Origin of the sequence: Actinomadura rugatobispora (assembly GCF_042656285.1) — a bacterium.
GTDB lineage: Bacteria > Actinomycetota > Actinomycetes > Streptosporangiales > Streptosporangiaceae > Spirillospora > Spirillospora rugatobispora.
On sequence record NZ_JBHSON010000046.1, the window covers coordinates 38387 to 57246 of the forward strand.

The following is an 18860-nucleotide window of genomic DNA, read 5'->3' on the forward strand; positions in this document are numbered from 1 at the left end:
ATGAGGTTCTTGGACCGGGGGCGGCCGCTCGCCCAGGACGGCCTGCTCGCCGCGGCGATGGCCGTCCTGCTGTCGGTCATCGTGGTCAACACGCCGGGCGCGGGCGCGCTGGATCTCGCGGGCGCCCTCGCCGGGTCCCTCGCGCTCGTCGCCTGGCGGCGGGCGCCGCTGGTGGCGCTGCTGGTCAGCACGGTCTGCATGCTCGCGGTCGGGGCGCACGTCCAGCCGGGCCCGGCGGCCGCCTATCCCGTGATGGTGTCGGTGTTCGCGGCGGTCCGGGCCGGTCACCGGGTGGTCGCGGCGCTGGCGGCCGTGGCGTTCCTGGGCGCCGGCCTGGCGGTGAACCTGTCCGGGGCCGACGAGTCGGGGCAGAACCTCCAGGACATCTCGCTGCTGGTCGGCTGGTTCGTGGCGGCCGGCGTGGTGGCGACGGTGACCCGGCACCGGCAGGCGTACCTGGAGGAGGCCGAGCGGCGGGCCGCCGAGGCCGAGCGCACCCGCGAGGAGGCGGCCCTGCGCCGCGCGGGCGAGGAGCGGCTGCGCATCGCCAGGGAGCTGCACGACTCGCTCACCCACAGCATCTCGATCATCAAGGTCCAGGCCGGGGTGGCCGTCCACCTGGCGCGCCGGCGCGGCGAGGACGTGCCCCCCGCGCTGCTGGCCATCCAGGAGGCCGGCGGCGACGCCATCCGCGAGCTGCGCGCCACCCTGGAGGTGCTGCGCGACACCGGCGACTCCGACGGCTCCGGCGGCTCCGGCGGCTCCGGCGGCGAGGCCCTGGCCAGCGGCCTCGACCGGCTCGACGACCTGGTGCAGCGGGCCCGCTCGACCGGGCTGCCGACCACGGTGACGATCTCCGGCGCGCGGCGGGACCTGCCGGCCGAGGTGGACCGGGCCGCGTACCGGATCGTCCAGGAGGCGCTCACCAACGTCTCCAGGCACGCCGGCGGGGCGGGCGCGGCGGTGCGCGTCGACTACGCGGACGGGGAGCTGGTGGTGCAGGTCGACGACGACGGCAAGGCCGACCCGGACGCGCCGCCCGTGCCCGGCACGGGCCTGCTCGGCATGCGCGAGCGCGTCGCGGCGCTCGGCGGCCGGCTGCGGGCCGGGCCCCGCGCCGAGGGCGGCTTCACCGTGCGCGCCGAGCTCCCCCTGGGAGAGCCGTCGTGATCCGCGTGCTCCTGGTGGACGACCAGGCGCTCATCCGCGGCGGCTTCCGGGCCCTGCTGGAGATCGAGGACGACATCGAGGTGGTGGCCGAGGCCGCGAACGGCGAGCAGGGCGTGGCGCTGGCCGTCGAGCACCGGCCCGACATCGCCCTCGTCGACATCCAGATGCCGGTGATGGACGGCATCGAGGCGACCCGGCTGATCGCCGGCGACGAGCGGCTGAGCGGCGTGCACGTGGTGATCCTCACCAACTACGGGCTGGACGAGTACGTCTTCAACGCGCTCCGCGCCGGCGCCTGCGGCTTCATGGTCAAGGACACCGAGCCCGCCGACCTGGTGCAGGGCATCAGGGTCGCGGCCCGCGGCGACGCGCTGCTGTCCCCCGCGATCACCCGCCGCCTGATCGGCGAGTATGTCAGCCGCCGTCCCGAGCCCGCGCCCGAGGGGCTGGACGTGCTGACCAACCGCGAGCGGGAGGTCACCGCGCTGGTGGCCCGCGGCCTGTCCAACGACGAGATCGCCGCGCAGATGGTGATCAGCCCGACCACCGCCAAGACGCATGTGAGCAGGGCGATGACCAAGCTGCGCGCCAGGGACCGCGCCCAGCTGGTGGTGTTCGCCTACGAGTCCGGCCTGGTCGTCCCGCGGCGCTCCTGATCCGCACCGCTAGGGTTCGGCTTCTCCGGGCTCCGGGCCGTCGTCGGCGGCCCGGGTGCGGCGCGCGGCCATCCGCCGGGGGTCGGGCCAGCGCACGTCGTGGGCCCAGCCGGCGCGCTCGAACATGCGGATCAGCCGCGCGCTCGGGTCGAGCTGCCCCCTGCGGACCCCGTGGCGGGCGCAGGTGGGATCGGCGTGGTGCCAGTTGTGCCAGCCCTCGCCGAACGTCAGCAGCGCCACCCACCACACGTCGGAGGAGCGGTCGCGGGTGTCGAACGCCCGGTCGCCGAAGGTGTGCGCGACGGAGTTGACCGACCAGGTCACGTGGTGGACGACCGCGTAGCGGACCAGCCCGCCCCAGAACAGCGCCGACCACAGGCCCGCCCACGACCCCGACCACAGCCCGCCCGCGGCGGCGGGCAGCAGGAACGACGCGGCCACGGTCACCGGGTACAGCGCGTCCAGCCGCCGGATGTCCGGGTCGGCCAGCAGGTCGGGGACCCAGTGCCGGCGGTCCGAGCGGCGGCGGGCGGTGTAGAACCAGCCCACGTGGGCGTGCAGCAGCCCGCGCAGCAGGGCCGGCCCGCTCTCGCCGTACGCCCACGGGGAGTGCGGGTCGCCGGGCCGGTCGGCGTACTTGTGGTGCCTGCGGTGCTCGGCCGCCCACAGGCTCGCGGGCCCCTGCAGGGCCAGGCCGCCGGCGACGGTCAGCGCGATCCGCAGCGGGCGGCGGCACCGGAACGCGCGGTGCGTCAGCAGCCGGTGGTAGCCGACGCTGATGCCGAAGATGCTGACCGCGTACATGACGGCCGCGATCACCAGGTCGCGCGGGCCGATGCCGCGGCCCCACAGCGCGGCCACCGCCGCGACCAGCGCGACCTGCGGGACCACCACCAGCACGACCAGGTAGGCGGTGCGGCGGCCGGTGGACACGCCGAAGGTGCCGGCCGTCGGCCGGTCGGGCCTGCGCGTGGGCGCGGACATGCCGTCTCCTTCGTGTCCGGACGACGGACGCTGCCGATTGAAGGGCATGCGCCGCGCGGCTCGCCAGTGACCTCGCGGCCAGGGAAATATCCCTTGTCGTAGTCAACTCAATACTTTCTGCGGTCAGACGCTTGTGTATTCGGTCCTGGATGGTTAGCTTCCAGATACCTCGCGTCACGGACCGGTTGTTGGTCGGGCGATGACGCATGCCCTTTTCCGACCCTTCTCCGACGGAAATGGAGACACCGCGTGGGCGATGCACCGCGGCACCTCACAGCGGACGGTTATGTGGATCGGTACGAGGCGGCCGCCGAGGGAGATCCGCTGCAGGCACTGGCGCTGCTGGCCGGGTGGCTGCGCACCGAATGGCGTCCCCTCTTCGCCGAACTTCGGGCCCGCCGACCGATTCTCAGCACCCCCGCCTTCACCGTCGTGACCCGATTTTCGGACGTCAGTGAAGTGCTCCGGAACGGCGACATATTCACGGTGAGCGGATATGCCGCAAAGCTCGATCCGGCCCTCGGCGCACCGGTCATGCTCACCCGTGACGGCACCCCGCTGAACTGGCGCGAGAAGGGCCTCATGCAGGTCATGCTGCCCCCCGAGGACGTGCCGGCGGTCCGCGCGCTGGTCGCGGAGACGGCAGACCGGGCGTTGGACGCGGCGGCCCCGGCGGGACGGATCGACGCGGTCGGCGAGCTGTTCCGGCCCGTCTGCACGACCGTGTGCGCGGAGTACTTCGGCTTCCCCGGCCCGGACCCCGGGACGCTGGCGCGCTGGTCCAGAACGATCATGACCGATGTCACCGCCAACCTCGCCGGCGACCCCGCGGTCCACGCCGCGTCGCTGGAGGCCGGCCGGGAGATGATGGAGCACCTGCGCGGCGCGCTCGCCGACCGCCGCGCCGGCGATGCCGAGGCGCGGAGCCGGGACGTCTTCGCCCGGCTGCTGCGCACCGCCCTGCCCGGCGAGCTGGCCTGGGACGACGACCGCACCGCGGTCAACGTGGCGGGGCTGCTGCTGGGCTTCCTGGAGAACGCCGTCGGGTCGATGACCCACCTGGTGCGGCAGATCCTGCTGCGCCCGGAGATCCACCGGGCCGCCGCCCTGGCCGCGGCCGATCCGGACCCCGCGGAGTTCGACGGCCACGTCTGGGAGGCGCTGCGCTTCGACCCGTTCCTCAAGGTGATCACGCGGGTGTGCGCGCGCGACCACGTCCTGGCGGCGGGCACCCCGCGCGAGACCGCCGTGCCCGCCGGGACCCTCGTCCTGGCCGCCGTGGCCTCGGCGATGTTCGACGAGACCGCCGTGCCCGAGCCCGACCTGTTCCGCACCGACCGGCCGCCGCACACACGGCTGCATTTCGGTCACGGCCCGCACGCGTGCGTGGGCGTGCACCCCGGCGCGGCGGTGATCTCCGAGACGGTGCGCCGCCTGCTCGCGCGTCCCGGGCTGCGGCTGCTCGACCCGCCGGACGGGACGGTGGTACGGGACCGGGACATCTTCCCGGACCGGTTCTGGCTGGGGATCGGCGACCGCGAGGGATGAACATGCGCAACGAGCGGACCAAGGCACGGAGCATCGCGACCGACGGGGCGGCCAACCGGCTGCGCTACCTGGCCCTCACGCACGGCCGCCCGCTGTGGCGGATGGCGGAGGCGAGCCCGGGGCTGCGGCTGCGGCTCAACGCCGCGCTGATCGACAGCGCCGTCCGGGAGATGCCCGGACGGCCCGAGCCGCTGAGCACCAGAGCGGACTACACCTCCTGGGCGTCCCTGACCGACCGCACCTACATGGCCCGGCACCTGCCCCCCGTGCCCGCCGGCGACGAGGGGCGGCCGCCGGTGGACCAGGCCGCCGACCTGTTCGCCCGGGGCGAGGAGATGATCCCCTGCCCCCGGTCGACGGTGCTGTTCGCCTACTTCGCCCAGTGGTTCACCGACGGGTTCCTGCGCGGCGACACGCACGTCCCCCGGGATCCGCGCCGCACCAGCTCCAACCACGAGATCGACGTCAACCCCGTCTACGGGCTCGACGAGGAGCAGACCGCCGCCGTCCGGGCCTTCGACGGCGGGCTGCTCAAGAGCCAGCTCGTCAACGGCGGGGAGTTCCCCCTCTTCCTCTGCGAGAACGGGAAGATCAAGCCGGAGTTCTCGGCGCTGAGCGTGGCCCTGTTCGACCGGATCGACGACGCGCGGCGCGACACCCTCTTCGCCACCGGCGGCGACCGCGGCAACGCGCAGGTCGGCTTCACCATGTTCACCGTGCTCTTCCTGCGCGAGCACAACCGGGTGGCGCGGGAGCTGGCGGACGCCTACCCGAAGTGGGACGACGAGCGGCTGTTCCAGACCGCCCGCAACATCGTGCTCGCCCTCGTCATCAAGCTGGTGGTCGAGGAGTACATCAACCACATCACCCCGTACCACTTCCGCTTCCTGCTCGACCCGGCGCTGAGCACGCGGCTGGCCCGCGCGCCCTGGCACCGGCAGAACTGGGCGTCCATCGAGTTCAACCTGGTCTACCGCTGGCACAGCCTGGTCCCGTCCGAACTGGTCGTCGGCGGCCGGGAGCTGCCGCTGGCGGGCACGCTGTTCGGCAGCGCGCTGCTGCCCGAGGCGGGGCTGGGGCGGCTGTTCGAGGACGCCTCGGAGCAGCGGGCCGGGCGCATCGGGCTGTTCAACACCGACCCGGTCCTGCGGGAGGTGGACGTGGCGAGCGTCGCCGGCGCGCGGGCGGTGGACCTGGCCCCCTACAACGACTACCGCGAGCACTGCCGCTTCCCGCGCGTCCGCCGCTTCGAGCAGATCTCCGGCGATCCCCGCGTCCACGGGGCCCTGCGCGAGCTGTACCGCAGCGTGGACGAGGTCGACCTGTACGTGGGCCTGTTCGCCGAGGAGCCGGGGTCGGCCAGGGCCATCCTCCCGCCGCTGCTCACCAAGATCATCGCGATCGACGCGTTCTCGCAGGCCCTGACCAATCCGCTGCTGGCGCCCCGGCTGTGCAACGCCGACACCTTCTCCCCGGTCGGGATGCGGATCATCGGGACCACCCGCACCGTCTCGGACGTGCTGCACCGCAACGTCCCGGAGGACCCGCGGCCGCGGTTCGTCAGCATGACCTGGCGAGGCGCCCGGTGACCGGCGAACCCGAGCCCGTCCCCCAGGACGGCGCCGAGCACTCCGCCGAGCACTCCGCGGTGCTGCGCGAGGCCGCGCGGGAGCTGGCGGAGATCGCCACCACGTTGCGCGAGGTCTCCCGGCGCGCCACCGCCGCCGCCACCGACGGAGCCGTCTACGGCTCGCTGCACCGGGCGCCCGCCGCCGGGGCGCGGGCGCAGCGGGCGGTGCTGCGCGCGGTCACCGACCGCCGCGGGCTGGGCTACACCGTGACGGGCGGCCCGGTCGGCGCGCTCGGCTCCAAGCTCGGCGGCATGGCCGGGACGCGGAGCCTGGCCGTCCGGATGATGACGACCTCGCTGCGCCTGCGCATCGCCGCCGTCTGCCTGGACAACCCCGAACTGGTCACCGATCCGCTGCTGGCGCGGCTGCACGAGGCGGTGGCGGCCGAGCGCGAGATGGACGCGCTGCGCGCCCTGTGCGCCCTGGTCAAGGACCGCGGCACGGCCCGCGCCCTCACCGCCATCGCGCCGATCTTCAGCGAGTTCCTGGCGCTGCGCGCCCTGCTGGACCGCAACCCGCTCAACGACCGCACCGCCTGGCTCATCGCCGGCGGCGAGGCCGTCGCCACCGCCGACCCCATCACCGGCCTGAGCAACCGGGCGATCGCCGCCCTGGACGTCGGCGAGGGCGCCGCCCGCCGCACCGAGCCCGGCCCCGAGGAGTCCGCGCGGCTCGGGACGCACGGGTCGCTGCTGGGCTTCCTCACCAACATCCTCGTCGTCGGCCCCACCGGCCGGGCCCTGGTGCAGACCGTGACCGGCCCGGACGGCACCCGGCGGCACATCGTGCAGGTCCCGGGGATGCGGATCGGCAACCCCGACCTGGAGTCGCCCGCCGACCTGCTCGGCGCGTTCAGCAGCACCCTGAGGGACAGCGCCCCCTTCAGCCGCGCCCTCGCCAAGGCCATCGACGACTACGGCGTGCCGGCCGGCGAGGAGGTCGCCCTGATCGGCCACAGCGCGGGCGGCGCCGCGGTCATGAACCTGGCGCAGGACCCGGAGTTCTGCGCCCGCCACACCGTCACCCACGTGGTGGCCGTCGGTTCGCCGATCGACTTCAAGCGGCCCGTCTCCCCGGACACCTGGGTCGCCAGCATCACCAACCAGCACGACCTCATCCCCAGCCTCGACGGGCAGGGCGCCGGCTCCTGCTTCGACCTGCACCCGGACTGGTACGTGGTCGACTACACCGACCCCGCGCACGTGTTCCCGGCCTGCCACAGCATCGAGCACTACACGGCCAACATCACCAAGGACCTCCCCGAGGTCCGCGCCCACCTGGACGAGCAACTGCGGCCCTACCAGGGCCCGGTCGTCCGGTCGCAGCTCTACCGGCTGTACGACCGCGAGCCCGGGACAGCCACGGTCACCACCAGCGGCGGCCCCGTCCAACTGCCCCTCCAGAGCCCGGAGGGCCACGCGTTCACCGCCTACTTCACCGCCGATCCGGCCGCCGCCGCGGAACTGCTCGGCGAGCACGGGCGCGCGGTACGGGTGGGCGGCCGCGCGCTCGTCACCCTCCACGCGTTCGAGAACCGGGGCGCCGCGCTCGGCGACTACGGCGAGCTGCACCTCGGGGTCGTCGTCGCCGACCCGGACGGGCCGCGCCCGTCCCGGATGTGGCGCGAACTGCTGCCGTCCGGCGAGCACCGCGGCCTGGGCACCTGCTTCCTGCACTCGGTGCTCACCACCGAGCTGGCGTGCGCCGTGGCGTCCGAGGTCTGGGGGCATTCGGCGTCGGTGGCCGGGGTGCGCGTGGAGGGCGACGACCGAGCCGCGTCGGTGACGGTCGCCGACACCGGCGGCCCCATCCTGACGCTGGCCGGTCCGCTCGGCCGCGGGCTGCCGTTCGTGCGACGGGATCTGGTCGTCTATTCGCGGCGGGACGGCACCCCGCTGCGTTCGCAGATCCGGGAACGCGGCCGCCGGCGGGTGCACCCGTCCCCCGGCATGCGGCTCACCGTCGGCTCCTCCGAGCACCCCCTGGCGCAGCGGCTGGACGCACTCGGCCTCGACGGCGCCCGGCCGGTGCTGTGCCTGGTCGCCCCCGCCCGCAGCAGCCTGCGGACACCGGCCGTCCCCCTGCCCGCCCGCTGACCCCGGAGGCATCCCGTGCCCGGACGCACCGACGCCATCACCGCCCACGCCCGAGTCCTGGGGGCCGACGCCGAGGTGCTCGAAGAGTGCGCCGCACGGCTGCGCCGCCTCGCGTCCAGGCTCGGCGCGCACGACGCCGCGCCGCCCTGGCTGTACCGGACGCTCGACGACCACATCACCGCCTGCGTGGTCGCCTCGGCCGACCTCGCCGACGCGTCAGCACGGCTCGACGACTACGCCGGGGCGACCACCGACGGCACCACGTAACGCTCACACCGCGGAGGCGTCAGCCGCGATCCAGGCTCGGCGTGATAGGCATGGCAAGCGTGACGGTATTCGTCTGCACGGCCTGCGGGGCAGCGCTGACCGAGCGCCTGGAGCGGCTGAAGACCCTTCCCGGGCGGCCGCCGTTCGAGGCGCGCTTCGAGTCCGGTGACGGGTCGCGCCGGGCGCCCGCCACGGTGGCGCGGGGGTACTACGCGCTGGACCCCGAGCCGTGGGGGCCGCCGTTCGTCCCCACGGACGACGCCGAGGCGATCTTCCCGGGCGGCCCGTGCGTGGGCGATCCGGACGGCGATGGTTTCCTGGTGTCCGCCGGTCCGCGCGACACGATCGTCCTCCACCCGGAGGACGCCCCGGTGCTCCAGTACTCGCCCAAGCCGGACGACGCAGGCTGCTGCGGCCTGACCGGCAGGGCGGGGTTCAACATGAGGTGCCCCTGCGGCACCGACGTCGGCACCGAGATCAGCGAGTGCTACACCGCCTACGAGCTGCACCTGGTCCCGGACCTGGTCCACGCCCGGCCGGCCCCGCCGTCCTGATCTCCGGTTCCGGTCCGGCGGCCCGCCTGGCATAGGCTTGGCCGGTGTTCTCGCCCCAAGGTCCGTCTCTGCGCGAACTGGCGATCCAGGCGCTGTCCTCGGTCGAGCGCGGTTACGACCTGCTCGCCCCGAAGTTCGACCACACGCCCTTCCGCACCCCCGACGGCCTTCTCGCCGCCACCGCCGACGCGCTGGGGCCGCTCGGCCCGTTCGATCAGGGGCTGGACGTGTGCTGCGGCACCGGCGCGGGGATGCGGGTCCTCAAGCCCCTGTGCCAGGGAGGGGTCACGGGCGTCGACTTCAGCGCCGGCATGCTCGCGCAGGCGCGTGAAGCGCATCCGGACGCCGAGTGGGTACGGGCGGACGTCCGGGACCTGCCCTTCGAGCAGGCGTACGATCTCGCGGTCAGCTTCGGGGCGCTCGGCCACTTCCTGCCCGCCGAGCGGCCCGCGCTCTTCTCCGGGGTGTACCGCGCGCTGCGGCCCGGCGGTCTCTTCGCCTTCCCGATCGCCGCGCCGCCGCCCATCTCGTCGGTCTGGTACTGGACGCTGCTCGGGTTCGACCTGGTCATGCGGGTCCGGAACGCCGTGTGGCGTCCCCCGTTCGTCATGTACTACCGCACCTGCCCGCTGCACGAGATCCGCGACGACCTGACGGCGGCCGGTTTCACCGTGACGACGGCCCCCCTGCCGGCCTTGGGCGAGCGCGAGGACGGCAGCCCGCGGTACGGGCTCGTCCTCGCGCGCAGACCTTCCGGCAGCTGAACCGCCCTTGGGCGCCCGTGGAGGGCGGCCAAGGGCGGTCCGCGCCTACTCGGGTTCCATGGCGAAGGTTCGCCAGGCGGTGGCCCAGCGCTGGAGGTCCTCGGCGGTGCCTCCCAGCACCTTGATCACGGTCTCCACGGTGGTGAGTTTGGCCGGGATGGTGTCGGCGGCCAGGGTGTTGCGGAAGGTGGTGTAGGAGAGCTTCTTGGCGCAGCGGTCCTGCATCTGGCGCAGGCTGGGGTTGCCGGCCCAGATCCGGTAGGCGCGCAGCATCGCCATGAATTCCCGCTGGCTGGTGGCGCGCAGCGGGTCGGGGCGGCGGTTGTGCCCGTGGACGTCCGGTGTGGCCTGCGGGGTGGTCGCCGGTTCCGGCTCGTCCCCGGACCTGGCCGGTTCGGCCGGGCACCAGGGGTCGGGGCAGGCGGGCGCGCCGATCGCCGAGGGCGGCGGGGCGTCCTCGTCCTGGCCGCAGGTGGGGCAGCGCGCGGGGGACGAGGAGGGGGTGCCGGGGCGTCTGGGCCGGGCGTCGGGGTGCGGGCGGCCGGGACGGGGCCGGTCGTGGGAGAGCGCCATGACCTCGGCGGCGCGGCGCTGCCGCTGGAAGTCGTGCAGCCGCCCGGTCAGCAGCTCGATCTCGCGGTTGAGGTCGCGGACGCGGTCGAACAGCTCCTTGGCGGTGACGACCCGGGCGGGGTCCTTCTGGGCCGGGCCGCACATGATCAGGATGCGCTCGATGCGCTTCCAGGTGCCGCTGGTGAGCTGGTGGTCCCCGGCCAGGATCTTCCAGACCTCGGTCGGCTCGACGGCGGCGGCCGAGGCGATCACCTCGACGCCGTCGTCGCCGGCGATCCGGTCCAGTTCGGTCTGGATGGTGCTGGCCAGCAGCAGGTTCAGCCGGGCGCGGAGGCCGGTGGTGTGTCGGCGCAGTTGCTCGCGGCGCGCGCGGGTCTCGGCCTCGTTCAGCTCGCCGATGTCGGGCCGGGTGCCGTCCTCGACCATCGGCGGCCTCATCGGCGGTCCTGTTCGGGCGGGCCGGAAGGGCCCCGGTGATCTCACTGGAGTTTCCCTTTCGTTGTGGGTCGCCGGTGCTACGGGCGTGCGGAATGCGGGCATGCGGATCCCGAGGGGAGGAGTGGAGTCCTCACCGTCCGGTCTCTGGCGCGTTATCTTGCCGCAGCATCGGCGGGCGTTGGCGCAGGATCTACAAAAACCACATACCGAACCGCACTGAACCGCCCTCTACCAGGTGATATACCGTCGACTCCGGGTGTTGCGCGGCGTGCGGAAGTGGTGAAGACCGGTGCGGAACGTCAAGAAATGAGCGTCCCGCTCGTGCGTGATCACTTGTTTGATGTGTAATACGAGTCGCACGCCGAGGGGCGTCGCGGAAAGTTCCCCGAGTTTGGTCGCGGTGCTACGGGCTGACGGTCGGGAACGGCAGCGGACCGGGCCAGTGGAGTGGGCCGGTTCATGACGAAGGGGGGACCCGCCGGGTCCCCCCTTCGCGCTTCCCGGGCGCAGGGAGATGGCGCGGGGGTCTTGACCATACATATGAGTCGATGTGTATGGTCCGAGGGACGGAGCGTGCGGTGCGGCGCGGTCGGCACGCAGGACGAGCCCCGGACACCAGGAGGCCCAGGGATGACCGAGCTGCAGATTCGCCGGATCCCGTTCGAGTTCGACGAGCAGGTGCCGTTCCAGTGGAACCCGGCCAATCCCGACTTCGGGCTGATGGCCAACGCCATCGGCATGCTGGCCATCGCGTTCGAGAAGTACATCGTGGCCGTCACCCGGGAGGTGATGCCGCGGCTGCGCGACCCGGAGGTCGCCGAGGAGGCCGACGCCTTCCTCCGGCAGGAGGCGCAGCACGCGCGGGCGCACCGGCTGCACATCAACGCGCTCATCAAGCGCTACCCCGGTCTGCGCTCCACCCTGGACGAGGCGGTCGCCGACTACGACCGGCTGCGCGAACGGGAGCCGGTGGAGTTCCACGTCGCCTACATCGCCGCCCTGGAGGCGACGTTCACGCCGCTGTTCAAGATGATGCTCGACAACCGGCGGTCGCTGTTCACTCCGGGTGACGCGCGGGTGGCGTCGCTGTTCGTGTGGCACTTCGTCGAGGAGATCGAGCACCGCAGTTCGGCCCTGGTCATCTACCACGGGCTCGTCGACGACCCCTGGTTCCGCACCCGCGTCGCCCGCCGGGCCTTCGGCCACGCGGTCGGCGTCTACCGGGGGATCATCGAGGGGTTCGAGCGGCACGTGCCGCGGCGGGACCGGCTGGTCGACACCCGCCGGGTGATGCCGAGGCAGATCTGGCTGCGGGAGATGGGCGCCCGGCTGCCGGTCGCCGGCCGCCGCGTGGCCGCCGGACGGTACCCGACCCCCTTCCAGGGCGTCCCGATGGCCCAGCTCGCGATGACCTTCGTCCGGCTGCTGCGCTCGCAGGCCCCGCGCCACCGCCCGGCCGAGGAGCCGCTGCCGGCCCTGGCCGCCACCTGGTTCGACGCCTACGACCGGGGAACGGACATGACGCGGTTCGAGGGCGCGGCGCTGAAGAGCGCGTCATGAGCGGCCCGTGCGACGAGGCGTTCCGGGTCATGGCCGACCGGCTCGGCGGCATCTCCTGCGACGCTGATCCGGTCGGCACCCTCCGCGACCCCGCGGGCCTGACCGGCTGGACCCTGCCGGTGGTCGAGGCCCTCATGATCGCCGGCGCCGTGCTGGCCCTGCTGCACGCGGTGCGGACCTGGCGGCGGACCGGCGATCCGGCCGGTCCCGCGCTGTGGAGCGCCGCCGTGGCCTTCGTGCTCATCCTGGAGCCCCCGCTGTACTTCCCCCGGCAGTTCGGCATCAGCGAGTACCTGGACGTGCTGTTCGTGCACAACGTGTTCAGCGTCCAGTTCCTGTTCGACCGCATGCCGCTGTACATCGTGGCGCTGTACCCGGCGTGCTTCTACCTGGCCTGCGCCCTGGTCACCCGGCTCGGGGTGTTCCGCCGGCACGGCCGGGTGGTCGGGGCCGTATGCGTGGGGTTCGTCAACCACTGCTTCTACGAGATCTTCGATCATCTCGGCCCGCAGCTGCGCTGGTGGGCCTGGAACACCGGTGCGGCCGTCAACGATCCGGCGCTCGGCTCGGTCCCGCTGGTCAGCACGGTGATCTTCGGGTTCCTGGCGCCCGCGCTGCTGGTGTTCTGGTGGCGGACGCTGTTCCCCGAGCCCGCCCCCGAGCCGGCCGGGCGCGGCCCGCTCGGCGCTCCCGGGGTCGCCGTCCGCGTGCTGCTCGTCGGCGTCCTGACCACGGTGTCGCTCCCGGTGTTCAGCGCGCCGGTGTCCTACCTGACGCTGACCGACACGCCCAACCGCGCCGTCATGGCGGCCGTGCTGTACACGGCCATCGCGGTCGCGGCGGTGGTCGCCGTGGCGGCCGTCGCCAGGAGCGCGCCAGCGGACGCGCCGGCCACCGGCGACCGTTTCCTCGACCGCTATGCCCTGCTGCACGGCACGGTCTACCTGGCGGTCTTCGCCCTGCTGTGGGCGGCGGCCACACCGGATCTGCTGGCCGCCGAGGGCGGCCGCACCGGCGACGGGGCCCCGGTCGGCAACCCCTTCTACGCGCTGGCCTGCGCCGCCGTGTGCGTATGGGTGCTGTGGCGCGCCGCCCGGCTCGCACCCGCCGCCCGCACACCGGAGACCGGGCACCCCGCCCGCACGTCACCCCAGACCGCCTGAAACCGTCTCAACCGGGAGCCGGCGCCGGCCGTTCACCGCGTTCACCGGCCTGCGCGGTGATGGCCGGGGCCAGCCAGCGCATCAGGTAACGGCGCAGGCCGGCTCCCGTGCGGGCGGGCGTTCCGGGGTCCGTCACGAACGACTGCATGATCCGCAGCATGTGCTCGACCAGCTCGTCCAGTTCCTCGGCGCCGAACCCGGCCGCGGCCCAGTCGACGGGGAACCGCTCGATGAGCCCGCGCCCCAGCCGCAGCGCGGGCTGCGACGTGAACCCCTTGGCGAACGCGCCGCCCCGCCCGGACGACAGCAGGATCCCCACGTAGGGCTCGTTCGGGACCTGCTCCAGCGCGTACACCGCCCCCTCCACCACCACCTCGGCCGGCGTGCCCCCGCGCAGCGCCACGTGCTCGGCCAGATGCCGCTCGATCTTGTCCATGAACGCGCCGGTGGCGTCGATGGCCGTCGCCACCAGCAGGTCCTCGGTGTTGGTGAAGTACCGGTAGACCGTCTGCCGCGTCACCCCCAGCTCGCGGGCGACGTCCGCCAGGCTCGTGGTGACCCCCGACCGGTCGATGCAGACGCGGGTCGCGCCGATGATCCGCCGGACGGCCTCCTCGTCGTCCCCCGGCAGGTCGCCCGACCATCCATGCCTGCGCACAACGCCCCTCCTCCACCTCGCCCCGAGATTACCGAAGCGCCGCCCCTGCCCCGGCGGCCGCCCGCACGCCGCCCTTTGACCTGCCCTGTGCAGATATTACAAAGGGTTCAATGGAGCCGGAGCGCGTCTCCTCACAAGGAATTGTTGAAGGCCCGCCGCCGATGCGGACGATACTTTGGGCGGGCTTGGCGGGCGGGGCGCCGACTATCACCCGGGCCTTTATGTGAAAGTTTGATATTTGACCCTTACCCGGCCGCGGGCCGTAGCGCCGCGCACGTCTGCCGGAACACCACTGGACTGCGGAAATAGCGGTGCCTACAGTGAATAACCGAGAGTGGGCCCGAGGCGCCGCCGCACCGGTGTCCGGGAGCGGATCAGCCGAAGGGCCGGTGAACGAATGCGAACGGAGAAGGGAAAATGTCTGAGCATTTAAAGGAGTGCGGTCATGCGAGGGCCGTCTGGCCGGATCTGTGCGCCGTCGCGCCCAGCCCCGACCTTCGCGAGCGGCTGAACCGGGAACTCGAAGAGATCCGTGAGCGCGGGCCGGGCTCGGTCAACCTGCTGGGAATGAGCCACGCTCCGCGCATGCGCGGCTTCGACGACGCCACCCTCTTCCCCGCGGACGAGTACGCGCGGGGGACCCCGGAGTCGACCATCAGATCGGCGGCGGCCGACCGGGCGCCGCTGCGCGGGCAGGTGCGGGTCATCGTCATCCCGGCGGACTTCTCCGACCGGGCCATGACGACCACGAACGAGCGGCTCGAAGAGCTGTTCTTCTCGCTCGGCGCGATGGAGCAGGGCAGCGTGCGCGAGTACTACCGCGAGGTCACGCACGGCCTCGTCGACATCGTCGGCCAGGTGGTCGAGCCGGTGCGGCTCCCGCGGACGCTCGCCTGGTACGCCAACAACAACTTCGGGATCGGCCGTCCGAGCGGTGAGGCCAGGGCGAACATCATGGCCCGGGACGCGGTCGTGAAGGCCGATCCGACGGTCGACTTCACGCCGTACGACAACGACGGGAACGGCTACGTCGACGCCTGCATCGTCGTCCACGCCGGACCCAGCGGGGACGCCACCGGGAACCCGGGCGACATCTGGGCCCACAAGTGGACGCTCCCCGAGGTCTACAACGCCGACAACACCAAGGTGTTCGCCTACCTCACCGTCGCGGAGGACGCGAAGATCGGCGTCTGCGCGCACGAACTGGGCCACCTGCTCTTCGGTTTCCCCGACCTCTACGACGTCGACGGCACCTCGGAGGGCGTCGGCAACTGGTGCCTGATGGGCGCCGGGTCCTGGGGCGGCGGCGGGGCCAGGCCGGTCCACCCGTCCGCCTGGTGCAAGATCCGCCAGGGCTGGGTCAGGGAGACCAACGTCACCGCCAACGGAACGCTGCGCATTCCCGATGTCAAGACCGGCTTCGAGGTGCACCGGCTCTGGCGCGGCGGAGAGCAGGGGGACGAGTACTTCCTCGTCGAGAACCGCCAGCGCGACGACTACGACGGGGCACTGCCCACGGGCGGGCTGCTGGTCTGGAAGGTGGACGAGAGGCAGCCCGACAACACCGACGAGAACCACTACAAGGTGGCCCTGCTCCAGGCGGACGGGAAGCGCGACCTCGAACGCGCCCGCAACCGGGGCGACGCCGGGGACGCCTATCCCGGCAGCACGGGGAACGCGTCCCTCACCGGTTCCACGAACCCGAACACCCGCTCCTACACGGGCGAGGACACCGAGGTGGCGGTCACCCGGATCTCCGCGCCCGGTGCGGAGATGACCGCGACCGTCGCGGTGCGGGCGGAGGCGCTCGTGGGCGAGACGGGAACCGCCGGAGACGGCGCCGGCGCCAGGCGGCCGTTGGCGGCGACGGTCCGCTGACGGAAGTGCCGTGGACACCATGGTCCAGTCCATCGACAACCTGACCGCCCTGACGGGGCGCGTGGCCGAGATCGGCCCGCATCCGCGCCTGGCGGGCTGGGACCGGGTGCTCATGGACGTGCTGGACGCCGGTCCCGTCCCGGGACGGGCGGACCTGCTGTCCCGGCGCGCCGGAGAACGGCTGGAACTGGCCGTCCGGCACGACCTGCTGGGGAACGCGGCACCGGGTGCGACTCTCCGCCTGCGGGCGAAGCTGTCCTCGGGCGAGGTGATCGCGGAACCCCATCCCGACGAAGGCGACTTCACCGTCCGGCCGCCCTGAACGGCGGGCGGCGGACGTCATCACGACCATCACCGAAGGAGGCGACATGAGTACACAGCGTTCAGGCACGCAGACTCTCCAGGGGAAGACGACCGGCATCCACGGAATGCTGGTGTTCGGCGACGATGTGCCGCGCTTCTCGCACTTCCCGATGTTCCAGCCGCCGCACCATTCCCAGGTGATCCTCGAAGTGGGGTTCGACGGCGCCACGAAGGGGGTGCTGGACGCCGATCGCAAGGCGGAGTCCGACAACATCTTCAGCTTCAAGCCCGAGGTGTTCGACATCACCGAGCTCGACCCGTCCGGTCCGGGGCCGGTCCGGACCTCGCTGCGGGGAACGCTCTACCACGGCCACTTCGAGCACGGTGGCGAGCCGATCTCCGAGGAGATCACGGTGCGGATAAGCCGTGTCGTGTACTTCCAGCTGCTCGACCTGGAGGCGGCGCACGACAACAACGCCGACCTGAGGTACCTGGTCCTCGGGCGCGCCGGGGATTTCCACCTCGCGCACTACATCACGGCCCGGCCGGACTTCGACCACGTTCTCCAGGCCCGGCTTGTCCCCGGCAGCATCAAGAACGACGAGGGCGACCCGGTGCCCGATGAAACCGCCGCCCAGTTCAATCTGGGCGACCCGGCGTACTTCCAGGGACGCCACGACGTTCCCGCGGAGCGACTGACCGCACCCGGGACGTTCAAGGCACTGTTCTCCGGCCAGCCCTCACGCGCGGGGGTCGTCACCTACACCGCCGACCTGGAGATCGTCCAGGAGATCTACCTGGAGGTCGCCGAACTGGCCTGATGTCAGGCGATGTCAGGCAGTGCGGTAGCAGGTGCGCGGCCGAGCCAGGCGCCACGGGCGAGTGGGGCCTGGCGAGGCCGTGCTGTCGGCCAGGGGCCGGTCGCCGCTGAGGATGTCGGCGGGGGTCGCCAGCACCACGTGCGGCGGTCGCGCGACCAGATGGGGGCAGACCGCCGCGGCCAGGGCGGCGCACTCCGGGCATGCCGGCGCCGGGGTGAGGAAGTCGCCGGCGGCGTCGACCACGGCGGCGGCGGCCTCGGGCGCCGGCAGGCCGCACACCTGGCACAGCCAGCGCCGCTGGCACGCCTTGAGGCGCTCGCTGTGCACCAGGCGCCACCACACCCGCCCGCCCGTCACCGGGGTGATCCACGGGACGGGCCGCTCGTCCGCACGCGGGCGGGGCCACCCGGGCGGGTCGGGATCGACGCCGGCGGCCGCGGCCAGGCGGTCGGCGATCCGGGAGATCGTCTCGGGCAGCGCCCGCGCCGTGCACCGGTCGGCGCCGCAGTAGGCGTACCCGTCGCCGACGACGGCGAGCATCGGCCGGCCGCACTCGCGGCACGGCAGATCGGGCGAGAGCACCGCACTGGCAGACGGCAAACCCAACCAAAACACCCCTGATAGGGATGTTCCCGGCTATGCGCCCAACCAGACCGGTGTCAGGGGAGGTGTTTCCCGGAGCACCGGCCGAGGTGCGGCAGGGCGGCCGGTTTCTTCAGCCGCCGCCCGGCGACCTCCCCTCGCCGGGTCCGGTTCACCGGGGTTCGCGGCCGGGGCGGTCCACCGTTTCGGGGAGGAGGCCGCGTGCGGTGACCTGCTCGCCGCATTCGGAGCAGGCCAGCACCGGGTGGGTGATCTTCCCGCAGGACTCGTGCCGCAGGACGCGCATCACGGGGTCGTCCCCGAGGTGCTCCTCGGCCCATTGCGCGATCGCCAGCAGCGGGGGGACGACCAGTTGCGCGTTCTCGCTGATCCGGTACTCGTACCAGTCGGGATCGGTGCGGTACCGGTGCTTGACGAGGATGCCGACGTCGACCAGCATCGTCAGCCGCGAGGTGAGGATGTTGGGCGCGATGCCGAGGGCGCGCTGGATCTGCCCGAAACGGCGCACCCCGAAGAAGATCTCGCGTATGACCAGGTAGGTCCAGCGCTCGGCCAGCAGTGAGATCGCGGCCGCGCTGGGGGCCTGTCCGGGTGGGCGGTGCTCGGCCATGCCCGGCAGGTTACCGTCCGCCGCGCTCCGCGCTTTCAGTACACGCCTCCCAGCTTGCGGTGGTCCCAGCTCACGATCCTGGTGGGTGAGAACCGCAGCGCGACGCGCTTGACGGCCTGCTGGGCGGCGGCCCGCTCGAGTTCGGGCGGGACGGGGTCGCCGGGCGCGAGCCCCGGGGTGTAGCGCCGCGCGACCGCCAGGCCCACCTCGGCGACCGCGTCGGCGTCCTCGACGATCTTGACTCCGCACTCCATCATGACGCCGCGGAGGTCCTCGTACCGCTCGCCGTCCTCGACCTGCAGCGTGGCCTCGGCGAGCCGCCGCAGGTTGGCCGTCTTCTGCGAGGACCGGTAGGTCCAGCACAGGACGTCGAGGCCGTCCGGGACGTACCACAGCGGCAGCAGGTGCGGCCGGCCCGCGGGCCCGACCGTCGCGCAGGTCACCACCCGCCCGTCCGCCAGGAACCCCTCGATCTCCTCGTCGGTCATCCGGATCTGCTCGCGCCGAGACATGGCCCTCCTTGCGCCCTTCGGAACAGTCCACTACTTTATCGATAGTACTTGCCATTCGCAAGTAGACTTCC

The 18860-nt window shown here is 72.8% G+C and carries 19 protein-coding genes; 13 read left to right on the forward strand and 6 right to left on the reverse strand.

What is annotated here, in order from left to right:
- On the forward strand, positions 1-1170 hold the full coding sequence (locus ACFPZN_RS29670) for a sensor histidine kinase (RefSeq protein ID WP_378285538.1): 1170 nt from the start codon (positions 1-3) through the stop codon (positions 1168-1170).
- Complete coding sequence (locus tag ACFPZN_RS29675) at positions 1167-1826, forward strand: response regulator (RefSeq protein WP_378285539.1); 660 nt, start codon at positions 1167-1169, stop codon at positions 1824-1826. Before ACFPZN_RS29670 ends, ACFPZN_RS29675 begins: the two co-directional genes overlap by 4 nt.
- Positions 1827-1835: 9 nt before the next feature.
- Here ACFPZN_RS29675 and ACFPZN_RS29680 read toward each other — a convergent pair whose 3' ends face one another.
- Positions 1836-2810, reverse strand: a complete 975-nt coding sequence (locus ACFPZN_RS29680) for an acyl-CoA desaturase (protein ID WP_378285540.1) — start codon at positions 2808-2810, stop codon at positions 1836-1838.
- A 249-nt stretch (positions 2811-3059) separates the two neighbouring features.
- On the opposite strand from ACFPZN_RS29680, the gene ACFPZN_RS29685 reads away from it, so the two are divergent.
- Genes ACFPZN_RS29685 through ACFPZN_RS29710 form a run of 6 tightly spaced genes read left to right on the forward strand, consistent with a single transcriptional unit; the run spans position 3060 to position 9670 of the window.
- The gene (locus ACFPZN_RS29685) at positions 3060-4358 is read left to right on the forward strand and encodes a cytochrome P450 (RefSeq protein ID WP_378285541.1); all 1299 of its coding nucleotides are present in this window, start codon (positions 3060-3062) and stop codon (positions 4356-4358) included.
- Positions 4359-4360: 2 nt separating this feature from the next.
- The gene (locus ACFPZN_RS29690) at positions 4361-5947 is read left to right on the forward strand and encodes a peroxidase family protein (RefSeq protein WP_378285542.1); all 1587 of its coding nucleotides are present in this window, start codon (positions 4361-4363) and stop codon (positions 5945-5947) included.
- On the forward strand, positions 5944-8085 hold the full coding sequence (locus tag ACFPZN_RS29695; RefSeq protein WP_378285543.1) for a lipase family protein: 2142 nt from the start codon (positions 5944-5946) through the stop codon (positions 8083-8085). Before ACFPZN_RS29690 ends, ACFPZN_RS29695 begins: the two co-directional genes overlap by 4 nt.
- Positions 8086-8100: 15 nt before the next feature.
- Entirely contained in the window at positions 8101-8352 is a 252-nt protein-coding gene (locus ACFPZN_RS29700; RefSeq protein ID WP_378285544.1) for a hypothetical protein, read from the forward strand.
- A 59-nt stretch (positions 8353-8411) separates the two neighbouring features.
- Complete coding sequence (locus ACFPZN_RS29705) at positions 8412-8906, forward strand: hypothetical protein (protein WP_378285545.1); 495 nt, start codon at positions 8412-8414, stop codon at positions 8904-8906.
- Positions 8907-8950: 44 nt separating this feature from the next.
- On the forward strand, positions 8951-9670 hold the full coding sequence (locus tag ACFPZN_RS29710; protein ID WP_378285546.1) for a class I SAM-dependent methyltransferase: 720 nt from the start codon (positions 8951-8953) through the stop codon (positions 9668-9670).
- Between the two features lie 45 nt (positions 9671-9715).
- Here the strand turns inward: ACFPZN_RS29710 and ACFPZN_RS29715 are convergent, their stop codons facing one another.
- Positions 9716-10681, reverse strand: a complete 966-nt coding sequence (locus ACFPZN_RS29715) for a hypothetical protein (RefSeq protein WP_378285547.1) — start codon at positions 10679-10681, stop codon at positions 9716-9718.
- Between the two features lie 630 nt (positions 10682-11311).
- Between ACFPZN_RS29715 and ACFPZN_RS29720 the strand changes: the two genes are divergently transcribed.
- Entirely contained in the window at positions 11312-12241 is a 930-nt protein-coding gene (locus ACFPZN_RS29720; protein WP_378285548.1) for a metal-dependent hydrolase, read from the forward strand.
- On the forward strand, positions 12238-13404 hold the full coding sequence (locus tag ACFPZN_RS29725) for a hypothetical protein (protein WP_378285549.1): 1167 nt from the start codon (positions 12238-12240) through the stop codon (positions 13402-13404). Before ACFPZN_RS29720 ends, ACFPZN_RS29725 begins: the two co-directional genes overlap by 4 nt.
- A 7-nt stretch (positions 13405-13411) precedes the next feature.
- Here the strand turns inward: ACFPZN_RS29725 and ACFPZN_RS29730 are convergent, their stop codons facing one another.
- On the reverse strand, positions 13412-14062 hold the full coding sequence (locus tag ACFPZN_RS29730; RefSeq protein ID WP_378285550.1) for a TetR/AcrR family transcriptional regulator: 651 nt from the start codon (positions 14060-14062) through the stop codon (positions 13412-13414).
- A gap of 417 nt (positions 14063-14479) precedes the next feature.
- Here ACFPZN_RS29730 and ACFPZN_RS29735 point away from each other — a divergent pair, with 417 nt between their 5' ends.
- The 3 genes from ACFPZN_RS29735 to ACFPZN_RS29745 are packed head-to-tail and all read left to right on the forward strand — an operon-like array spanning position 14480 to position 17064.
- The gene (locus tag ACFPZN_RS29735; protein WP_378285551.1) at positions 14480-15940 is read left to right on the forward strand and encodes a M6 family metalloprotease domain-containing protein; all 1461 of its coding nucleotides are present in this window, start codon (positions 14480-14482) and stop codon (positions 15938-15940) included.
- A gap of 10 nt (positions 15941-15950) precedes the next feature.
- The gene (locus ACFPZN_RS29740) at positions 15951-16262 is read left to right on the forward strand and encodes a hypothetical protein (protein WP_378285552.1); all 312 of its coding nucleotides are present in this window, start codon (positions 15951-15953) and stop codon (positions 16260-16262) included.
- Between the two features lie 46 nt (positions 16263-16308).
- A complete protein-coding gene (locus ACFPZN_RS29745) occupies positions 16309-17064 on the forward strand; it encodes a hypothetical protein (protein ID WP_378285553.1) in 756 nt (251 codons plus the stop codon).
- A gap of 12 nt (positions 17065-17076) precedes the next feature.
- Here ACFPZN_RS29745 and ACFPZN_RS29750 read toward each other — a convergent pair whose 3' ends face one another.
- The 3 genes from ACFPZN_RS29750 to ACFPZN_RS29760 form a co-directional block, all read right to left on the reverse strand.
- Complete coding sequence (locus ACFPZN_RS29750; protein WP_378285554.1) at positions 17077-17670, reverse strand: hypothetical protein; 594 nt, start codon at positions 17668-17670, stop codon at positions 17077-17079.
- 148 nt (positions 17671-17818) lie between these two features.
- Positions 17819-18277: a winged helix-turn-helix transcriptional regulator gene (locus ACFPZN_RS29755; RefSeq protein ID WP_378285555.1), complete on the reverse strand. Its 459-nt coding sequence runs from the start codon at positions 18275-18277 to the stop codon at positions 17819-17821.
- A gap of 35 nt (positions 18278-18312) precedes the next feature.
- Positions 18313-18789: a pyridoxamine 5'-phosphate oxidase family protein gene (locus tag ACFPZN_RS29760; protein WP_378285556.1), complete on the reverse strand. Its 477-nt coding sequence runs from the start codon at positions 18787-18789 to the stop codon at positions 18313-18315.
- Positions 18790-18860: the final 71 nt, after the last annotated feature.